At 59.3% G+C, this 19,806-nt stretch carries 22 protein-coding genes; 15 read left to right on the top strand and 7 right to left on the bottom strand.

Annotated features, from left to right (window positions below; all coding sequences use genetic code 11):
* Nucleotides 1-38 precede the first annotated feature (38 nt).
* The 3 genes from ACR0DL_RS03250 (at nt 39) to ACR0DL_RS03240 (ending at nt 2,561) form a co-directional block, all read left to right on the top strand.
* On the top strand, nt 39-557 hold the full coding sequence (locus ACR0DL_RS03250; RefSeq protein WP_480687554.1) for a hypothetical protein: 519 nt from the start codon (nt 39-41) through the stop codon (nt 555-557).
* A gap of 1 nt (nt 558) precedes the next feature.
* Complete coding sequence (locus tag ACR0DL_RS03245; RefSeq protein ID WP_480687552.1) at nt 559-1,971, top strand: 3'-5' exonuclease; 1,413 nt, start codon at nt 559-561, stop codon at nt 1,969-1,971.
* 89 nt (nt 1,972-2,060) lie between these two features.
* Nucleotides 2,061-2,561 carry a flavin reductase family protein gene (locus ACR0DL_RS03240; RefSeq protein WP_170348419.1) on the top strand — a complete coding sequence of 167 codons (501 nt, stop codon included), beginning with the start codon at nt 2,061-2,063 and terminating at the stop codon, nt 2,559-2,561.
* Nucleotides 2,562-2,564: 3 nt separating this feature from the next.
* On the opposite strand, the gene ACR0DL_RS03235 is transcribed toward ACR0DL_RS03240, so the two are convergent.
* From ACR0DL_RS03235 to ACR0DL_RS03225, 3 genes are read right to left on the bottom strand one after another with little or no spacing between them, the layout of a single operon-like run.
* Nucleotides 2,565-3,044: a DUF6505 family protein gene (locus ACR0DL_RS03235; RefSeq protein WP_170359302.1), complete on the bottom strand. Its 480-nt coding sequence runs from the start codon at nt 3,042-3,044 to the stop codon at nt 2,565-2,567.
* A complete protein-coding gene (locus ACR0DL_RS03230; RefSeq protein WP_170393695.1) occupies nt 3,044-3,739 on the bottom strand; it encodes a biotin/lipoate--protein ligase family protein in 696 nt (231 codons plus the stop codon). Before ACR0DL_RS03230 ends, ACR0DL_RS03235 begins: the two co-directional genes overlap by 1 nt.
* The gene (locus ACR0DL_RS03225; RefSeq protein ID WP_170393693.1) at nt 3,736-4,797 is read right to left on the bottom strand and encodes an Mrp/NBP35 family ATP-binding protein; all 1,062 of its coding nucleotides are present in this window, start codon (nt 4,795-4,797) and stop codon (nt 3,736-3,738) included. Before ACR0DL_RS03225 ends, ACR0DL_RS03230 begins: the two co-directional genes overlap by 4 nt.
* Nucleotides 4,798-4,905: 108 nt before the next feature.
* On the opposite strand from ACR0DL_RS03225, the gene ACR0DL_RS03220 reads away from it, so the two are divergent.
* Nucleotides 4,906-5,634, top strand: a complete 729-nt coding sequence (locus ACR0DL_RS03220; RefSeq protein ID WP_480687550.1) for a c-type cytochrome — start codon at nt 4,906-4,908, stop codon at nt 5,632-5,634.
* On the opposite strand, the gene ACR0DL_RS03215 is transcribed toward ACR0DL_RS03220, so the two are convergent.
* A complete protein-coding gene (locus tag ACR0DL_RS03215) occupies nt 5,628-7,580 on the bottom strand; it encodes a 4Fe-4S binding protein (protein WP_480687548.1) in 1,953 nt (650 codons plus the stop codon). The two genes, ACR0DL_RS03220 and ACR0DL_RS03215, sit on opposite strands and share 7 nt — an antisense overlap.
* Nucleotides 7,581-7,801: 221 nt before the next feature.
* Between ACR0DL_RS03215 and ACR0DL_RS03210 the strand changes: the two genes are divergently transcribed.
* The 11 genes from ACR0DL_RS03210 (at nt 7,802) to ACR0DL_RS03160 (ending at nt 17,406) form a co-directional block, all read left to right on the top strand.
* Nucleotides 7,802-8,356 carry a DUF3305 domain-containing protein gene (locus ACR0DL_RS03210; protein WP_170348414.1) on the top strand — a complete coding sequence of 185 codons (555 nt, stop codon included), beginning with the start codon at nt 7,802-7,804 and terminating at the stop codon, nt 8,354-8,356.
* Nucleotides 8,353-8,946, top strand: coding sequence for a DUF3306 domain-containing protein (locus ACR0DL_RS03205; protein ID WP_480687546.1), 594 nt, complete (start codon nt 8,353-8,355; stop codon nt 8,944-8,946). The genes ACR0DL_RS03210 and ACR0DL_RS03205 overlap by 4 nt, the downstream gene beginning before the upstream one ends.
* A 4-nt stretch (nt 8,947-8,950) precedes the next feature.
* Nucleotides 8,951-9,562 carry a TorD/DmsD family molecular chaperone gene (locus tag ACR0DL_RS03200; RefSeq protein WP_170358029.1) on the top strand — a complete coding sequence of 204 codons (612 nt, stop codon included), beginning with the start codon at nt 8,951-8,953 and terminating at the stop codon, nt 9,560-9,562.
* Nucleotides 9,563-9,623: 61 nt separating this feature from the next.
* Complete coding sequence (locus ACR0DL_RS03195; RefSeq protein WP_170348411.1) at nt 9,624-9,812, top strand: twin-arginine translocation signal domain-containing protein; 189 nt, start codon at nt 9,624-9,626, stop codon at nt 9,810-9,812.
* Between the two features lie 132 nt (nt 9,813-9,944).
* Nucleotides 9,945-12,839 (top strand): formate dehydrogenase subunit alpha, encoded by a 2,895-nt coding sequence (locus tag ACR0DL_RS03190; protein ID WP_170348410.1) that lies wholly within the window; start codon nt 9,945-9,947, stop codon nt 12,837-12,839.
* A gap of 12 nt (nt 12,840-12,851) precedes the next feature.
* Entirely contained in the window at nt 12,852-13,445 is a 594-nt protein-coding gene (gene fdh3B / locus ACR0DL_RS03185; RefSeq protein ID WP_037307340.1) for a formate dehydrogenase FDH3 subunit beta, read from the top strand.
* Nucleotides 13,446-13,555: 110 nt separating this feature from the next.
* Nucleotides 13,556-13,906, top strand: a complete 351-nt coding sequence (locus ACR0DL_RS03180) for a putative quinol monooxygenase (RefSeq protein WP_170348409.1) — start codon at nt 13,556-13,558, stop codon at nt 13,904-13,906.
* A 27-nt stretch (nt 13,907-13,933) separates the two neighbouring features.
* Nucleotides 13,934-15,133: a formate dehydrogenase subunit gamma gene (locus ACR0DL_RS03175; RefSeq protein ID WP_480636345.1), complete on the top strand. Its 1,200-nt coding sequence runs from the start codon at nt 13,934-13,936 to the stop codon at nt 15,131-15,133.
* Nucleotides 15,134-16,411, top strand: coding sequence for a c-type cytochrome (locus ACR0DL_RS03170; RefSeq protein ID WP_480687544.1), 1,278 nt, complete (start codon nt 15,134-15,136; stop codon nt 16,409-16,411).
* Nucleotides 16,408-16,533: a hypothetical protein gene (locus ACR0DL_RS03165; protein ID WP_480687542.1), complete on the top strand. Its 126-nt coding sequence runs from the start codon at nt 16,408-16,410 to the stop codon at nt 16,531-16,533. Before ACR0DL_RS03170 ends, ACR0DL_RS03165 begins: the two co-directional genes overlap by 4 nt.
* Nucleotides 16,534-17,406 carry a substrate-binding domain-containing protein gene (locus ACR0DL_RS03160; RefSeq protein ID WP_480687540.1) on the top strand — a complete coding sequence of 291 codons (873 nt, stop codon included), beginning with the start codon at nt 16,534-16,536 and terminating at the stop codon, nt 17,404-17,406.
* A gap of 6 nt (nt 17,407-17,412) precedes the next feature.
* Here ACR0DL_RS03160 and ACR0DL_RS03155 read toward each other — a convergent pair whose 3' ends face one another.
* Genes ACR0DL_RS03155 through ACR0DL_RS03145 form a run of 3 tightly spaced genes read right to left on the bottom strand, consistent with a single transcriptional unit; the run spans nt 17,413 to nt 19,687 of the window.
* Entirely contained in the window at nt 17,413-18,228 is an 816-nt protein-coding gene (locus ACR0DL_RS03155; RefSeq protein ID WP_170374910.1) for an ABC transporter substrate-binding protein, read from the bottom strand.
* An 18-nt stretch (nt 18,229-18,246) separates the two neighbouring features.
* Nucleotides 18,247-18,981, bottom strand: coding sequence for an ATP-binding cassette domain-containing protein (locus tag ACR0DL_RS03150; protein WP_170374908.1), 735 nt, complete (start codon nt 18,979-18,981; stop codon nt 18,247-18,249).
* Entirely contained in the window at nt 18,974-19,687 is a 714-nt protein-coding gene (locus ACR0DL_RS03145; protein ID WP_170358007.1) for an ABC transporter permease, read from the bottom strand. The genes ACR0DL_RS03150 and ACR0DL_RS03145 overlap by 8 nt, the downstream gene beginning before the upstream one ends.
* Nucleotides 19,688-19,806: the final 119 nt, after the last annotated feature.

Below are 19,806 nucleotides of genomic sequence, written 5' to 3'. Positions count from 1 at the left end.
CCCAAACGGGCGCAAAAGCGTTAAACCAGGAGAAGAACATGTTTCTGGAACTGATCGGCACCATCTTTGCAGGGATCGCCTTTGCAGGTGTGGTGATGGGAGTGAACAAACTGACGGGTGGTCGCCTGCCCCGCTGGGCCGCTCCGGTCGCGGCTGGGTTGGGTATGATCGGCATGACCATCGCCAGCGAGTATTCCTGGTACGACCGAACCGCTGAAACGCTGCCGGAAGAAATGGAAATCGTGCAAGAGGTCGAAAGCCGGGCCTTCTATCGCCCATGGACCTACGCCGTACCGTTCGTCAATCGCTTTGCCGCGATCGACACCGCCTCGGTCCGCACCAACGAGCAGGTGCCGGATCAACGCCTTGTGGACATGTATTTCTTTGGTCGCTGGTCCCCGATCTCGAAACTGCCGGTGGCCGTCGACTGCGCCACCAACAGCCGTGCCAGCCTGGCCGATGGAGCCGAGTTCGGTGACGACGGCCAATTGCTCAATGCCGACTGGCTGACCGTCAACGCCGATGACCCCATAGTCGAGGCCACCTGCGGAGTGTAACATGCTGACCCGGCTTAGCCTGCGCGTCCGAATTTTTCTGTTCTTCTGCTTGATGGCAGTGGGCGCACTGGCCGTTAGCTCTGTGGCACTTTGGCTAAGCTATCTGCGTGTCGCTGATCCTGCGTTAGCAAGTGCTTTTATCCTGGCTGAAATCCTTATGGGTTTCGGCTTCATCGCCTTGATCATTGCCGTCTGGCTGCTGTTTGACGACAACGTGGCAAAGCCCATCGAACGTCTATCGGCCCAGCTGCGCGCCCGCGCACATGCGGGCGTCAGCACGGATATGGACATGCAGGCCGCACGTTATCTAGGCGACCTGGCCCCAGCGGCCGCTGGGCTGGCGGATCAGCTGTCAGGCAAGACCATGGATGTGGCTCAGGCCGTGGCCGCTGAGACTGCGCATCTGTCTGCTGAAAAACAAAGACTGACGGCCCTGCTGACCGAGATTCCGGTGGCGATGGTGCTGGCCAGCCCCACCCACAAAATCGTGCTGTACGATGGGCAGGCCGCCGGAGTGCTGGCCCAAATCGCCCATCCCCGCTTGAACGCCTCGCTTTACGAATACCTGCAACCCGTGCCACTGCAACAAGCCTACGAGAAACTGTCAAAAACCGGGCTTGAGGTCGATTGCACCCTGACCAGCATCGACGGCGCGCAAACCTATTCCGCCCGCATGAAGCCGCTGGGCGACGCGCCCGGCTATCTGCTGATATTCGACGAAAGCGCCGCTAATATCGCACCCGAGGCTGCGCGCCCACTGGTATACGACTTTGACTTGCTGAACAGCGCGGTCGCGGGCGAGTTCGAATCTCTCGCTCTTCGCGATCTGTGTTTTGTGGTGTTTGACACCGAAACCACGGGACTACTGCCGCACAAGGACGAAATCGTCCAGATCGGCGCGGTCAGGGTTGTGAATGGACGCATCGTTCAGGGCGAGCGGTTTGATATGTTGGTTGATCCTGGCATGCCGATCCCGCCGGCTTCGACCAAAGTTCATCATATCAGCGACCACATGGTTCAGGGCGCACCGGATATTGCTGCGGCGGGGCGCACGTTCCACCAATTCGCGCGGGATGCGGTGATCGTGGCCCATAACGCGCCTTTCGACATGGCCTTTCTGCGGCGCCATGCAAAACGCATGGATGTCGACTGGGATCACCCCATCCTCGACACCGTTTTGCTATCTGCCGTTCTGTTCGGCGCCAGCGACAAGCACACCCTGGATGCGTTGTGTGACAGGTTAGAGATTGCCATTCCGCACGACCTGCGCCACACCGCCCTTGGCGACGCTGTCGCCACAGCGCAAGCACTGGTCAAGATGCTGCCTATGCTGCAAGCCCGTGGCATGACAACCTTTGGCGCAGTCATCGAGGCAACCCGTCAGCATGGCCGCCTGCTGGAAGATTTGAACTGAACGTCAAAATATTCGCTCAAGATTCAGCTTTTCATGGACAATTCCGGCAGACCGTGGCACCTGATGCGCGGCCACTGCACGAGCGGACAATGACTGAAAAGACCTTCACCCCAACTCCTGACCAAAGTACCGCTTTTCGCGAAGCGCTGGGGTGTTTCGGCACAGGTGTCACCGTCATCACGACGAACACCGAAAACGGACCGCGTGCGATAACCGTCAATTCGTTCTCATCGGTCTCGCTGGACCCACCGCTGGTGCTTTGGTGCCTGGCAAAAGACTCGTTCCGGTTTAATTCCTTTAATGCCTGCCAACACTATTCCATTCACGTGATGGCACAGGAACAGCAGGATCAGGCACTGCAGTTCGCGCGTGATGGGTTGGATTTCTCGCACGTGGAATGGGATACGGATCACAAAGGCAGACCGCAACTGAACGAGTGTCTGGCCCGGTTCGATTGCCAATTACATGCCAAGCACGAGGCCGGGGATCACCTGATCTTGGTTGGTGAGGTCGAACAGGTGATGTATCGCACAGGCAAAGGCCTGATTTTCAAACGCGGTCAGTTCGGCGGCTTCGCGGACCTGCTGTAACCTTCATTCATCAAGCGAGCCGTGAACGGCCAACGCCTCAAGCTGTGTTTCCTGTGGGGTGATAATACGGAACGCTTCGTGCACACCCGTGTCGGACAACTCACGCGCTACCGTCAACAGTGTGTTCGGGGCGTGTTCTTCGCAAAGCTCACTCATATGGACGATTTCGGCCTGTGCCACACCCAAGGCCGCTTCGACTGAAGGCGCACCGTAGAATTGCACAAAATGCTCGGCCAGAGTTTGCACGATCTGGTCCAACTCGGCCTGTTCGATCTGGGTCACGGCGACAAATGTCACGCGCCCAAAGGTTTCGACGCCCAACCAACCGTTTGAAAACGCCTGCCGCGCCTTACCTTCTAGATCGGCCTCACCCCAGTTCGAGAATTCAAACCCGCCTGATATGCACCATTCCCCCGTCCGCGCCGGGGAATGGAACACGTTCATGTCGCTTTCATCGAAATGGATCGCACGGGCCAGTTTCATCATCGGTTCTCCAACAGTTCGGTCAGCGGGCGTAAACGTGTTTCATCGCCGTCACGGATCAGCATACCGAACCGCTCATCGGTGCCCAGAAACACGCCCGTCTCTCCGTAGGGCTCTCCGACGCCGCGCAGCAGCCCCATCCATTCGCCGTGCAAAGGGGCGTTGCCGTCCTCTTGCCAGCGATTGAGCCAGGTCAGCATATGCCGCGACCAGCTTTCAACCAGTTGTGCTGCGGAGACATCGGCGCACCCTTCGTCATACAGTGCGGTGACATCCGGCGTTTTCCCCGGATCATCCCCGGTTTGCAGCAACGCCAGTTCCCAACTGACCACCAGCCAATCGGGTTCTTGCCCGGGATCGCGGCCTGAGGCGGCGGTGCGGAACATTCCACACTTCGCCCCGTTCACGCAAATCAGTCCATCCCAGCCCAGATGCACGGCAACCTCGGGCGGAGCCAGCGCGCCCAGCGCGTTCTGAAACCCCACGGCGCACAAAGGCAGCATCGCCATAGCGTCCTGCAAAGGCACCTCGGGAGCAAAAACGATGGCAACGCGCAAGCGGTCGGCCTGAATGTTGTAAACCACCGTCCCCGCGTCGCAGCCCAGCGCGGCCATGGCTTGGGCGCGGTCGAACGGGTCTTCCCCGCCCTGCACAGGATGGCCCGTCAGCAATGGCGGAAAGACCGGTTGGTTCATGCGTTACCCTTGGCGATCATATCGCGGGCGACTTTGCGGAATGCCTCAGCCTGCGGGCTGTCGGGTTTGCTGACCACGATGGGCGCGCCCCCGTCCGCAGCGACCCGGATATCCAGATGCAGGGGGATTTCGCCCAGCAGCGGAACACCCAGCGCTTCGGCCTCGGATTTCACACCGCCGTGGCCGAACACGTGTTCCTCATGCCCGCAGTTGGAGCAGATATGGGTCGACATGTTTTCGATCATGCCGACGATAGGAGTCTTGAGCTGGTTGAACATGTCGATCCCTTTGCGGGCATCGATCAAGGCCACGTCCTGCGGGGTAGATACAACAATGGCACCGTCCACCTTGAACTTTTGGCTCAGCGTCAGTTGCACGTCACCGGTGCCTGGCGGCAAATCCACGATCAGCACGTCCAAAGCGCCCCACTGAACCTGGCTCATCATCTGTTGCAGCGCCCCCATCAGCATTGGGCCGCGCCAGACAACCGCTTGTCCTTCATTGGTCATCAGACCCATCGACATCATGGTGACGCCGTGATTGCGCAGCGGCAGGATCGTCTTGCCATCGGGGCTGGCTGGACGGCCCGAGACACCCAGCATCCGGGGCTGCGACGGGCCATAGACATCTGCGTCCAACAGGCCGACACGACGACCCTCGGCCGCCAGCGCACAGGCGAGGTTGGCAGACACGGTGGATTTGCCCACTCCGCCCTTACCCGAGGCAATGGCGATTATTCGATCCACCCCCGGTACGGCCTGCGGGCCGGTTTGGGATGGCTTGGGTTTCGGTTTCAGATCTGGCGGAGCCTTTTCCGAATGCGCGGTCAGCAGAGCAGACACATTGGCCACACCGTCTGCCAACTTTGCGGCCTGCTCGGCGGCGGCACGAACGGGCTCCATTCGCTCGGCCTGTTTCGGATCAATCTCAAGTACGAACCGAACGGTGTCACCTTCGACATTCAGCGCGCGCACCACTCCGGCGCTAACGATATCCTGCCCCGATACAGGGTCAGTGATCTTTTTCAGGTTTGCCAGAACCGCGTCACGAACACTCATGCCATTACCCCTATAATTCCACCCACGATGAGGTTGCGTTTCATTGCATGTGTCTCCGTCTCATTCAGTTCATTTGACGCAATCGGGACCAGACCGTTAGGTTGGGCCATGCGCTTTGTCCTTTTGTGCCTGAGCCTGACGCTCTCTGCCAGTCCCTCTTGGTCGCAGGAGGCCATTGGCCTTGCCGCCCCGACGGAAGTAACAGACTCTGGTCTGCTGCAACATATCCTTCCTCGCTTCTCTCTCAAGACCGGGATACGCGTTATTGCGGATGACGGGGGCATTTTGGTGCTGGAAACCTCCCCGCCGGGCGATCCAGTCTTTGCACGCGGCGGAGTGGTGTACCATCTACGGATCGGAGACAACGCCCGGCACGAACGGTTCCGCGACTGGCTGCTGTCCGATATCGGCAAGAATACGGTCGAAAGCTTTGTCCCTGACCAAGGGGCACCCTTCTCTGCGAGTTTCGAAGTAACGGCAACCCAGCAGGAAACCGTGATCGAAGGCGACGCTGCCCGGGGCGCGGAACTGTCGATGACCCATTGCGGTCGGTGTCATGTGATTGGGCCGCAGAACAGGATGAACGGTCTGGGTTCAACCCCCTCGTTCGCGGTATTGCGCGCCATGCCGGACTGGTCTGAGCGGTTCGAGGCGTTCTTTGCCCTTAACCCCCATCCCGCCTTCACACAAATTGACGGGCTGACACCGCCGTTTGCCCCTGAACGCCCCTCGCCCATTCACCCGGTCGAGATGACGCTGGAAGAACTGGAGGCCATTCTGGCGTTTGTTTCTGCCATCCAGGCTGCTGATTTGGGCGCACCGCTAAAGCTTCAATGATCCTTTCGCTTTGAGAAATAATCCTCGGTCGTGACAACCTTGGGTCTTGGATTGGACTGGAACGGATTGTCTGATTGCTGAAACTGCGCGTTCACTCGGCAATTGTCACACATCTGGATCATCCGGGCCTTGTCCGAGGTGGCAAACATCGGATGCGTGCCAGACAGCTTTTCCATGATCCGTTCGACCGTAGATTTCACGCCGAACAACGCACCGCATTCAACGCAGGCAAAGGGTTCTTCCTCATTCAGCACCTGCTGAGACAAGGCTGCGTCGCTCAGGTCCAGTTGCGGGACAAGGGTAATCGCATCCTCGGGGCAAACGCCCTTGCACAAGCCACATTGCAAACAGGCGTCCTGCTGAAAGTTCAGTTGCGGTTTGTCCGGGTTGTCAGCCAGCGCACCTGACGGGCATAGCGACACGCAGCTGAGGCACAATGTACAGGCGTCCGTATTCACCGCCACCGCCCCGTACGGAGCATTTTCGGGTAATGATAAAGGTGGATCCGCCTGCGGATTCAACGCCTGTGCGGACAAGCGCGCGATTTGTCTGCGGTTGCCCAGCGGCAGCACCGGATCGGACAGCGGTGACGGAACATCCTGCGCATATAGCAAGTCTGCCATCGCATCGGGGTCGGCCTGATCAATCAAGGACAAACCATCCGGTCCTGCAATTGCCTGCGCCAGAACCAATTCGCGATCCAGCGCGTCGCGTTCGGTGGTTGGGGCCACAAGGATATCGACACGTGCGAACCCATGCGCCAATGCGGCCAGCATTTCGGCGTGGCCGAACCCCGAAATCACGTTTAACTCAAGCGGGATGACATCTGCGGGCAAGCCGCGCCCGAACCGGGCAGCCAGCCGGATCATCTCAGCCCCGTGGGCATCGTGGACCAACAAACGGGGAGACGTCCCCCCTGCCCGCCGATAGGTCCGCGCCAGAATGTGCATGCGTGACAACAGGGCAGAAACTGGCGGGTCCTCGTATGTGATTGCGGTCGATGGGCACACCGCCGCACATTCTCCGCATCCGGCGCAGACCATTGGGTCAATGGACACATGTTCTCCCGCCGGGACAATCGCACCCGTCGGACAGATATCCAGACAGTTGGTACAGGCGATCTGCTCGGCACGGGAATGGGCACACAGCGTTTCCTCGAGCCGCACGTAAAGCGGCTTTTCAAACGTGCCAACCAGTTGCACCGCCTCATAGGCCAACCGTTCCACGGCAAGCGGGTCCTTGGGATCTGCGCGCAAATAGCCTTCGCGCTTGGCCGGGGCCTGCACGAACGCAGTGCCGCCGGTCAGGTCGATGATGATATCGCAGACCGAGTGCGCCCCATCACGAGCCTCGGTCCAGGTAAACACCCCACGACCGCCCGGCTTTAGCTGTTGCAAGGCGTCCAGCCGCAATGTGAACCCGCCCAGTGCGCCGTTCAGCGACCGAAGCTGGCCGCGCACTACGTCAAAAGACCGCGAAACCGGCGACGCGTCATCGGTCACCAGCACCGTCACCGCCAAAGTGTCCGACAGCCGGGCCGCCAGATCAAAACTCACCTCACCTGCCCCGACAATGAAACAGGTGCCTTCGCTAAAGACGTCAACGCTGGGCGTGATGGGCTGAGGCAGCAGCGCCTCAGCCGCCAAAGCGGCCATCTTGGGGGTCGCATCGCTGCTCTGCTCTGACCAACCGGCGCGGTCACGCAAGTCGACAAACCCCGGCATGTCTATATTCAATTCGTCTGCAAGGTCCCGGAACACATCTTGCTCCTGCCCGCAGGCAATCACAGTATCCCCTTCCTGCATCAGGGACGCAGCGGTCTTCAACTCAGCCGTACACAGGGCCGTATGAACCTTTGAGCAAGCGATCCCACAAGCGGATGCGATTTTCTCGGCCTCCAGATCCTGCGTTCCGGCGCAATCGCATAGTATTAGTTTTGTGCCCATGGCATCCCCTCCCCATCTTGGTTTCAGCTTAGGGTGTCTTGGAAAAGTGGCAATGCCCCATGGCAAATCTTTCGGCATGGCCGGGTCTTCAATGCCTCTCGGGTTCGTAAACAATCGGTGATCAGATCATTAGCCCAGCAATTCAGACTTGGCACATGGTTGCTTTGTGTACCATAGTAGACCCAGGGGAAGGCAGGGGAGAGCCTTCCGGGGAGGACTAAGTGGCCAAGGCCGCAAGCCAGATTGAAATGCCAATCGGCGTCGTCGTGCGCAAAACACCCGGTGTTACCCGCTGGGCGAAATGGAACTGGCGCGCCGTTGCTGTGCTGCCCGGTGCCGGGCCAGCGGATTGGCTTGAGATGCGCCGCGAGGGTGAAGCCGTGGAGTACCACGCCGCCACCCTTCCCCTGACGCTTTGGGCTGATGAAACTGAGGCCTACATGGTCAACCTGTCCGACGGACAACCTTCGATCTACCTTGTTCTTCGCGATGCGCTGGATGGCGAACGCCCGATGGATGCGGTGCTGGTCACGGCGTCCCCTTTCGAAGGGCAGGATTATGCAGATACCGGCGAAGAGATTGTCGAAAAAATCCCGATGACTGAAGGGCTGATTGCCTGGGTTCGGGATTTCGCGCTGGAACACCACCGTGATGAGGTATTCGTTAAACGCCGCCGCGACAAGAAACGGACGGACCTTGTAGAGGACGGCAAGGGGGATGCGCGTATCCGGCAGACCTCGGACGTTTACCGCGCACCGCGGAGGCTGTTGCAATGACCCAAGCTCACGATTTCTGGTCCCGCCGCAAAGCAGCCGTTCAGGCCGAAGCCGAGGCCGAGGCCGAGGTCATCGCGAGTGAAGAACAGGTCATCGCCACGCAACACGCCGAGTTGGAAGAAAAGAGCGACGCCGAGATTTTGGCACAGTTCAACTTGCCCGACCCCGATCAGTTGCAGGCTGGGGATGATGTCTCGGGGTTTATGGCAAAGGCCGTCCCTGACCGGTTGCGCCGCCGTGCCTTGCGGCGGCTGTGGCGGCTGAACCCGGTATTGGCCAATGTGGACGGGCTTGTCGACTATGGTGAGGACTATACCGACGCGGCCTGTGTGATCGAGAACATCCAGACCGCCTATCAGGTTGGCAAAGGAATGCTGAGCCACATCGAAGCATTGGCTGCAGAGGCCGAAGAGGATGCCCCCGAAATCGAGCCCTTGGTGGATGAAGGTGAAACCCTGGCAGCCGAAGAGGAACCGGAAGTGGTTCCAACCCCAGCCCCCGCCCAGGTGGCCGTGGCATTTACCGATGAGGTGGACGAGACAGCGCCGCAGGTTGCCCCGCGCCGCATGAAATTTGAATTCGAAGGATGACGAAATGACCGCAGGCAATGCGCAAAATCTGGAAGTCTCGGCCGAAGATCGCCTGCGCGCGGATTTCTACAATTTTCTAGGTCTGCTTCTGTCAGGCCCACCAGATCAAATGCTGCTAGATCAGGTCGCGGGTCTGACCGGGGATGGCACAGACCTGGGTCAAGCCATTCAAGCCATGGCGCGGGTGGCCAAAGTCACCAAACCCGCTGCCGCGGAACGGGAATTCAATGCGCTGTTCATCGGACTGGGCCGGGGTGAGCTGCTGCCTTATGGCAGCTATTACCTGACTGGGTTTTTGAACGAGAAACCTCTGGCGCAGTTGCGCAATGACATGGCCGTCCGCGGGATCACCAGAGCGCAGAACGTATTCGAGCCTGAAGACAACATTGCCTCGCTGATGGAAATGATGGCAGGCATGATCGTTGGCCGTTTTGGCGCACCCGCCACGGTCGAGGATCAAAAGGCGTTCTGGAACAAACATATCGGCCCCTGGGCCACACATTTCTATTCTGATTTGGAAGCAGCCGAAGCGTCGGTTCTCTATGCCTCGGTCGGCACAGCCGGTCGGGTGTTTATGGAAATCGAACGCGAGGCCTTCCGAATGACGGCGGTGTGAACCACCGCAACTCGCCAGCGCCCGAATTGGCGCTAGATCGCAAATGGGAAAGGAGAAGCCCATGAGCAAGACCAAGGAAGAAGGCGCCTCGCGCCGCGACTTCCTCAAACTGGCCGGAACCGCAGCGCCCGCTGCTGTTGCCGCAGCCACACTAAGCGGAAAAGCCGAAGCAGCCGAGCTGCCCACGGACGAAACCCGCATGCAGGACACAGCGCACACCCGCGCTTACCTGGACAGCGCGCGCTTCTAAGCCGCCTCGACTGCGCCCGGTTTACCGACCGGACGATGTCACCAACCGACTGACGGTTGCGATTGGCCCTGACGTCGGCATCAGCAGTACCAAGCCAGCCGTGGCTTACACGGCGCGCAAGGGAGGAAAACAATGCTAAGGAAAAAGACCAACGGGGTTGCGAGACGCCCCCAGCGGACAAGTATCCTGTCCCAGGTCGGCGAGAAAACCGTCGATCGCCGCGCATTCCTGCGTGGATCGGGCCTGACGATCGGCGGCCTTGCCGCGATCAGCGCCACGGGTGGAACCGTGACGCCAGCCAGCGCCCAGACAGCGGCCAATCAGGCCGTTGAAAACATCAAATCCGTATGCACCCATTGTTCGGTCGGCTGTACAGTCGTCGCCGAAGTGCAGGACGGCGTCTGGATCGGGCAGGAACCCGGTTGGGACAGTCCGTTCAACCTGGGTGCGCACTGCGCCAAGGGGGCCTCGGTTCGCGAGCACGCCCATGGCGAGCGCCGCCTGAAATACCCGATGAAAAAGGAAGGTGGCGAGTGGAAACGCATCAGCTGGGAAGAAGCGATCAACGAGATCGGCGACGGCATGATGAGCATCCGCGAAGAGTCGGGGCCAGACAGTGTTTATTGGCTGGGTTCCGCGAAGCACAATAACGAACAGGCCTATCTGTTCCGCAAGTTCGCCGCCTACTGGGGCACGAACAACGTGGACCATCAGGCGCGTATCTGCCACTCGACCACTGTTGCGGGTGTTGCGAATACATGGGGCTACGGCGCCATGACCAATTCGTATAACGACATGCACAACAGTAAGGCGATCTTCATCATCGGCGGCAACCCGGCTGAGGCGCACCCTGTCTCGCTGCTGCATATATTGCGCGCGAAAGAGCAGAACAACGCACCGCTGATTGTCTGCGACCCGCGTTTTACGCGCACCGCGGCCCATGCAGATGAATATGTCCGCTTCCGCCCCGGCACAGACGTTGCGCTAATCTGGGGCATCCTGTGGCACATCTTCGACAACGGCTGGGAGGACAAAGAGTTCATCCGCACCCGTGTCTGGGGTATGGACCAGATCCAGGAAGAGGTTGCCAAGTGGAACCCAGAAGAGGTCGAGCGCGTCACCGGCACGCCCGGTTCGCAGCTGAAGCGCGTTGCCCGCACCATGGCCAACAACCGGCCCGGCACAGTCGTCTGGTGTATGGGTGGGACTCAGCACACCAACGGCAACAACAACACCCGCGCCTACTGCGTGCTGCAGCTTGCGCTTGGCAACATGGGCACCTCGGGTGGTGGCACCAACATCTTCCGCGGTCACGACAATGTGCAGGGCGCGACGGACCTTGGTGTTCTGTCTCACACCCTGCCCGGCTATTACGGCCTGTCAGCAGGGGCGTGGGGTCATTGGGCACGTGTCTGGGGTGAAGAACCCGAATGGCTGGCTGGTCAGTTCGCCACGATCAAGGACAAGGAAGGCAAGGATAAACCGCTTCAGAACGAGCGCGGCATCCCTGTCTCTCGCTGGATCGACGGTGTTCTGGAAGACCCAGCAAACATGGATCAGGACAACAACGTTCGCGCCATGGTTCTGTGGGGTCACGCGCCGAACTCGCAAACGCGTGGGCCGGAAATGAAGACGGCGATGGAGAAGCTGGACATGCTGGTCGTGATTGACCCGTACCCCACCGTCTCGGCCGTTCTGCATGACCGCACCGATGGCGTTTACCTGTTGCCTGCCTGTACGCAGTTCGAAACCCGTGGCTCGGTCACGGCCTCAAACCGCTCGCTGCAGTGGCGCGACAAGGTGGTTGATCCGCTGTTCGAAAGCTTGCCGGATGAGGTCATTATGGCCAAGTTTGCCAACAAGTTCGGCTGGGCGGACCGGTTCTTCCGCAATATCGAAATGGAAGACGCCGAAACCCCGAATGTTGAAAGCATCACGCGTGAGTTCAACTCGGGCCTCTGGACCATCGGCTATACCGGTCAGTCGCCGGAACGTCTGAAAAGCCATATGGCCAACCAGCACACGTTCGACAGAACGACGTTGCAGGCTGTTGGTGGACCAAACGACGGCGAATACTACGGTCTGCCATGGCCCTGCTGGGGCACGGCCGAGATGGGTCATACGGGGACTCCAAACCTTTATGACATGTCCAAACCGGTGGCCGAGGGTGGCCTGACCTTCCGCGCCCGTTTCGGGGTGGAACGCGATGGCGACAACCTGCTGGCCGAAGGGGTCTATAGCGTAGGGTCGGAAATTCAGGATGGATATCCCGAATTCACGATGCAGATGCTGATGGATCTTGGCTGGGATGGCGATCTGACGGATGAGGAACGCGCAGCAATCGACGCCGTTGCGGGTCCGAAGACCAACTGGAAAACCGACCTGTCCGGCGGCATCCAACGGGTCGCGATCGAGCATGGCTGTGCGCCCTTTGGGAACGCCAAAGCCCGTGCGGTCGTCTGGACCTTCCCGGATCCGATCCCACTGCATCGCGAGCCGCTATATACCAACCGGCGCGATCTGGTGGAGGATTATCCGACCTACGAAGACCGTCAGGCCTATCGCCTGCCTACCCTTTACGCTTCGATCCAGAAGAACGACTTTTCAAAGGATTACCCGCTAATCCTCACGTCTGGTCGTCTGGTCGAATATGAGGGTGGCGGCGAGGAAAGCCGATCGAACCCGTGGCTGGCCGAACTGCAACAGGACATGTTCGTCGAGATCAACCCGCGCGATGCCAACAACCTTGGTATTCGTGATGGGTCTCAGGTCTGGGTCGAAGGTCCCGAGGGCGGCAAAGTCAAGGTGATGGCGATGCTGACCAACAGGGTCGGTGCCGGCGTGGCCTTCATGCCATTCCATTTCGGCGGCCATTTCCAGGGACAGGACTTGCGGGACAAATACCCCGCTGGCGCTGATCCCTACGTGCTGGGTGAAAGCTCCAACACCGCCCAGACCTATGGCTACGATTCAGTGACCCAGATGCAGGAGACGAAATGTACTCTCTGCAAAATCTCGGCAGCGTAAGGAGGACGATTTATGGCTAGAGCAAAGTTTCTCTGCGACGCTGAACGCTGCATCGAGTGCAACGCCTGCGTCACCGCGTGCAAGAACGAGCACGAGGTCCCATGGGGCATCAACCGCCGCAGGGTGGTGACGATCAATGACGGCAACCCGGGTGAACGCTCAATCTCGGTGGCCTGTATGCATTGCTCGGATGCGCCTTGCATGGCGGTGTGCCCGGTCGACTGCTTCTATCAGAACGAAGAAGGCGTCGTCCTGCACTCCAAGGACCTGTGCATCGGTTGCGGCTATTGCTTCTATGCGTGCCCCTTCGGCGCGCCGCAGTATCCACAGGCCGGAAACTTCGGATCACGCGGCAAGATGGACAAATGTACCTTCTGCGCCGGTGGTCCCGAGGAAACGCACTCGACCGCAGAGTTCGCCAAATACGGTCGCAATCGGATCGCCGAGGGCAAACTGCCCATCTGCGCCGAGATGTGTTCCACCAAGGCCCTGCTCGCCGGTGATGGCGACGTGGTTTCGGCCATCTACCGCGAACGCGTCGTGGCGCGCGGGTTTGGCTCGGGCGCCTGGGGTTGGGGCACGGCCTACGACCAGAAAGACGGTTAGTCCCGTTTTGAAATTGGCGGTTCCGTAGTGTCAGCTACGGGACCGTCCCAGCCCGGCCAAACCACTTGGCCGGGCATAAGTTGGCGCGACCAACCTGAACGGAGTATTTCATGACCGAAGATGTTTATTGGCTGCTGAAACTTGACCTGCAAGCAGATCAGGATGACATATTCGATGCGCTAATGGCTGAAATGGTGGATGCAACACTGAATGAAAGCGGTGCGAAGTCCTATGAATGGCACCGCAGCGGATCGGCAGTTCACATATTTGAACGATACGCCAGTTCTGATGATGCGATGATCCACATGCAAAACTTCGGGGCAAATTTCGCAGATCGTTTTCTGGCAATTCTGACACCAACTCAGCTGGACGTTTACGGCCCCGCTAAAGAAGACCTGCACGCGGCGCTTACGCCGGTTGGAGCGGTCTTTCACAAACAAGTCAGCGGCTTTGACCGATAGACACGAACGACATAGGAGATTCGACAGATGCGCCTGATCTTAATGCTGCTGATCCCCCTATTCCTCACCAGTGTCGCCTTGGCTCAAGAAAGTGCGGATGTCCCGACTGAATCCGAACGCAGCACCACTGGCGGCGCCACGACACTGGAAGACATTCTGGCCCGTCAGCGCGGTGAAAAGGTCGACAATCGTTATCGCTCGGACAACACCGGTCAAGGCAATGCCGAAGGTCTGCTGGGCCAGTTGGGAACACGCGGCGTTGCCTCAGACAGTGATGTCTATCGCGCGATCCGATACGGCTCGGCCGATACAACAGTTTCATCCAAGGGGCCTGCGGCTGGCGTTCTAATCCAGGACGGTGGCATGTGGTGGCTGAACTTCCGCACAGGCCCCTTGCGCGAATACGGAACGTATATCCTGGGCGGAATGGCGGCCATCATCGTGTTGTTTTTCCTGATCCGCGGAAAAATCCGCATCGATGGGGAAAAAACCGGCCGCACCGTAACCCGCTTTAACAGCTTTGAGCGGTTCGGGCACTGGCTGTTCGCCGGGTCTTTCCTTGTACTTGGCCTGACCGGCCTGCTGACCCTTTATGGCCGTGATTTCCTGATCCCGCTTTTCGGGAAAGAAGGGTTTGCCACCATCGCGCAAGGCTGCAAGTGGTTACACAACAATCTCGCATGGGCATTTATGCTGGGTCTGGTCATCGTCACCGTGAACTGGATCGCCCACAACATCCCCAACCGGGTGGACCTGAAATGGCTGGCCGCCGGTGGGGGCCTTTTCACCAAGGGCAGCCATCCGCCTGCCAGGAAGTTTAACGCAGGACAAAAGGTCATCTTCTGGGCCTGTATCCTGCTGGGCGTTTCGATCAGCCTGTCCGGGTTGTCGCTGCTGTTCCCGTTCGAATTGCCGATGTTCGCCAAGACCTTCTCGGTCGCCAATTCCACCGGTATTCCACAGATGTTTGGCCTGAATTTGCCAACCCAGATGTCCCCGCAGGAGGAGATGCAATACGCGCAGGTTTGGCACGTGATGATCGCCTATGTGTTCATCGCCATCATTATCGCCCATATCTATTTGGGTTCAGTGGGCATGGAAGGTGCCTTTGACGCAATGGGTACCGGCGAAGTCGAAGAGCAATGGGCACGCGAACATCACTCGCTGTGGTTGGAAGAGGTACAAGAAAAAGAGGCCGGTAAGGCAGCGGCCTCACCCGCAGAATAGATGCGCGGGCTGGTCCTGGCCCTGGCGCTGGTCCCCCTGCCCGCCATGGCCGAGTTTTTCACGCTTAAGGGTCACGGCGGACCGATCATGGGGATCGCCACCGCGCCAGACGGACGGATCGCCACCGCCAGTTTCGACAACTCGGTTGGCTTGTGGTCGAACCGTACGCCCGAATGGCTGGAGGGGCACGAGGCAGCCGTAAACTCGGTCGCGTTCAACGGGCGCGCGATCTATTCAGCAGGCGATGATTTCACCCTGCGCCGCTGGCCGGGCGGAGAGGTTGTTGGCCAGCACAAAGGCAAGATCGTGGGGGTCGCGGCCTCGAAAACCCATGTGGCCACTGCTAGTTGGGACGGCACCATTGGACTTTGGCCCGAAGATGGATCGGCCGAACAAATGCTTACGGCAGGCAGCGGTGTGAACGCCGTCACTTTTTCACCAGATGGTGCAACCCTGTACTCGGCTGGCATAGATGGAACACTGCGAGTTTGGGATGTAGCCAGTGGACAGGAAATCCGGCGACTGGTGGAACACGGGTTCGGGATCAATGAATTGGTTCTGAACGTCGCCGACAACTGGATTGCCTATGGTGCAGTCGACGGTGTGACCCGCATTTTGGACCTGACCACCGGCGAAGAACGCGACTTTACCCTGGATCGCCGTCCTATTCTGGCGCTGGCACTCAGCCCGGATCGTAGCCTTTTGGCCGTGGGTGATGGTGAGGGCTACATCATGGTGATCGACACAGTCGAATGGCACATCGCGCAGGACTTCCGCGCCACTCTTCGCGGGCCGGTTTGGGCGCTGGCCTTTTCTACGGACGGTCAGAACATCCATGCGGGCGGCATGGATGAGGCGATGTATAGCTGGCCGGTTTCATCCCTCGGCGATCGCGAACAGATGGCAGCGGCCGAGCCCAGTTTCCTGAAGAACCCCGAAGAAATGAGCAACGGGGAACGGCAATTTTCCCGAAAATGTTCGATCTGCCACAGCCTTACGCCTGATGGGCAAAGACGTGCAGGGCCGACTTTGTATGGTGTCTTCGGACGCAAGGCTGGAACGTTGGCTGGATATTTCTACTCGGATACGCTGCAAGACTCTGATATCGTTTGGAATGACGAAACGATAAATGCCCTTTTCGACGAAGGGCCAGACCACTACATACCCGGATCGAAGATGCCGATGCAGCGGATTACTCAGGCCCAGGACCGCGATGACCTGATTGCCTTTTTGCGCCGCGCAACGGCACCGGAGAATAAGACCGGAGGAGACCAATGAAAGCCTTTCTTGCCGCTGTGGCCGTAATGGTCGTAATCACCGTCGCTGCGCCTTATGTGCTGCAACAGGTCGGCTTCAGCGCCGCCGATGCGGGAACCGGTTCGGCTGTGCGCCTCGACTGAATGTCCGAATACCTGACCACCAAAGAGCTGGCCGACCTGCTGCGCATTGGCGAGCGTAAGGCCTATGATCTGGCCTCATCCGGCGCGGTCCCCTGCGTGCGCGCCATGGGCAAGCTGCTGTTTCCTCGGGCCGAGGTCATCGCCTGGCTGAACGCATCCCGGTCCGGCCCGCAAGTGGCAGAACCCGCCCTGCCCCCGATCATTGCTGGCAGCCATGATCCGCTGCTTGATTGGGCTTTGCGCGAAAGCGGCTCGGGTCTGGCCACGTATTACGACGGTTCCTTCGACGGGCTGATCCGCCTGAAGGACCGCAGTGCGCAGGCTGCGGCGCTGCATATTCATGAGGAACAGGGGTTCAATACGCAATCCCTGCGCGCCAATCTGGGTGAAGCCCCGGTGGTTTTGTTTGAAGTCGCGCAGCGGCAACGCGGATTGTTATTGGCACCGGGCGTCACCGGTATCACTGACTTTGCCGATCTGAAAGGACGGCGGGTGATCCTGCGGCAGGACAGCGCCGCCAGCCAACGGCTGTTCGACGCACAGCTAGAAGCCCACGATCTGACACGCGACGATCTGGACGCCCTACCCGCCTGCGCCCGGACCGAAGAAGAACTGGCCATTGCCCTGCATGACAGCAAGGCCGAAGCCGGGTTTGGGTTGGGTGCCCTGGCCAGCCTATACAATCTGGGCTTCGCGCCCACCCATACTGAACGGTTGGACCTGGCCATCTGGCGCCGCGCTTATTTTGATGACCCGATGCTGAAACTTCTCAGCTTTTTTCAGTCTGAACGTTTCGCCAACCGTGCTGCCGAATTCGGTGGTTATGACTTGTCCGAGTTGGGCACGATCCACCACAATGGCGCAAGCGGCTGACCCCGATCACTCGGCGTTGGGAAAGAACAACTGCTCACCATCCAGCTTGTAAGACGCAATGGCCGCCTGCCCGTCGGGGCCGATCAGCCAGTCAATGAACCGTTGACCCGCTGCGGCCCGGACCTGCGGATGCTTATCCGGGTTCACAAGGATGATACCGTATTGATTGAATAGACGCGGGTCACCCTCGACCAGAACCTCTAGATCCCCCCTGTTGCCAAAGGATTGCCACGTTGCGCGATCCGTCAGCACATAGGCCCCCATCCCGCTGGCCACGTTCAAAGTCGCCCCCATGCCCGAGCCGGTCTCGCGGTACCACGTCCCCGATGCGGCGGTCGGATCGGCACCCGCCCAATCCCAAAGGCGCATCTCGGCCTTGTGCGTTCCGCTGTCATCTCCGCGCGAGGCAAAGGGCGCTTCGGCTTCGGACACCGCAACCAGCGCCTCAACGATATCCATGCCACCCCGCACCTTGGCCGGATCGGATTTTGGCCCGACCAGAACAAAATCGTTGTACATCACGTCAAACCGCTCGACCCCCCAACCGTCGTCAACGAATTGTTCCTCGGCTGGTCTGGAATGCACCAGCAACACGTCCCCATCCCCGTTGATGGCATTGCGGATCGCCTGACCGGTGCCCACGGCAACAACACGTACGTCAATACCCGTCTCGGCCTCGAACCCCGGCAGGATGTAATCCAGCAAACCCGAATTCTGAGTGGACGTCGTCGATTGCACCACGATAAAGGGTTCCTCGGCGTTGGCGGACGCAGCGGTCAAACCAACGGCGAAAAGAGCTGCTCGAAAAAAAGTTCGGATCATTTAGATCTCCGTTATTGTTTAAGTGACTAGCCCGCCAGCCAGATATCGGCGTGCGGCGTCGCTTTTGGGGGCATCCAGTACCTGTTTGGCCGCCCCATGTTCAACCACGTGACCGCCCTGCATCATCACGATATCGGCGGCTAACCGCCGGGCCTGCCCGATGTCATGCGTCACCATAACGATGCGGACACCCCGGGTTGAGGCGCGCAGGATCATCCTTTCGATCATCTGCGTGGCATTGGGATCAAGCGCGCTGGTAGGTTCATCCAGAAACAACGTCTCTGGGTCCAGCGCGAGGGCGCGCAGAATGGCCAGCCGCTGCGCTTCTCCCCCTGACAGGGACCGGGCGGATTGGCGGGCTTTGCCATCCAGGCCGCCTTCGGTCAGCAATTCCTCGATCCGGGACTTGCGCGTGCTACGCGGCATCCCCTGGCGCTTCAGCACAAAATCCAGGTTGGAAGCAACGGTCCGGCGCAACAGCACGGGCTGCTGAAACACCATCGCCTGCCGCGCCTTGTGATCAGCATTCAGCTCGACACCATCCTGCCGAACCTGCCCGCGATCCGGTACGATCAGTCCATGCAGACAGCGCAGCAACAGGCTTTTGCCCGATCCATTCGGCCCAAGGATCAAGGTTGGCCCCGGACCATCAAGGATAAGTTGCGGCACATCCAACAAGGCCTTGCCTTTACGGGTGATCCGCATCCCATCAACCGACAAACAACTGGCCAATTGCAAAGTCAAATCACGCATGGCGCAACCCCTCCTGCTCGGCTCGCAGGCTGAGCGTGCTGACCATGGCGTTCACCGCCACCGCGATACCGATCAGGATCGCCCCCAGTGCCAACGCCAGCGCCAGATTGCCCTTTGAGGTCTCCAAAGCAATGGTCGTCGTCATAACACGCGTGACGTGATTGATGTTGCCGCCAACGATGATCACCGCGCCGACCTCGGCAATGGCCCGACCAAATCCAGCCAGCAGTGCGGTCACCAGCGCCAATCGCGCATCCCACAACAGCACCGGAACCGATGCCAGCCGGGACACCCCCAGTGAGCGGAGCTGTTCCGAATACTCCTCGGCCAGCAATTCGACCACTTGCCGGGTCAACGCTGCGATGATGGGGGTAACCAGAACAACCTGCGCAATGATCATCGCGGTCGGCGTATACAGCAACTCAAGCACACCCAACGGACCCGAGCGTGACAACATCAGATAGACCAACAGCCCAACAACGACCGGTGGGAACCCCATCAAAGCATTCATCAGCACGATCAGAATTCGACGTCCCGGAAACCGAGCGACCGCCAAAGCCGCACCAACGGGCATGCCAATCAACGCAGAAATCAGCACGGCAAAGATGGAAACTTTCAGGGACAGCAACACAATCGCCCACAACTCTGCATCCCCGTTGAGGATCAGGGTCATTGCCGAGTTGAATTCTGATGCAAATCCCTGCATTCCCTACCACATATCGAGTATTTCGTACAAAATGCGCCTAATTTCATAAAGATACTAGACCATTTACTTACCAAGTACAGACACGATTCCGACATCCCCAAACGAAAACGCGGCCCCAA

The sequence above is a fragment of the Ruegeria sp. BB5 genome (assembly GCF_056539405.1).
The sequence above is the reverse complement of the archived record's forward strand: the minus strand, read 5'-3'. Positions and strand labels throughout refer to the sequence as shown.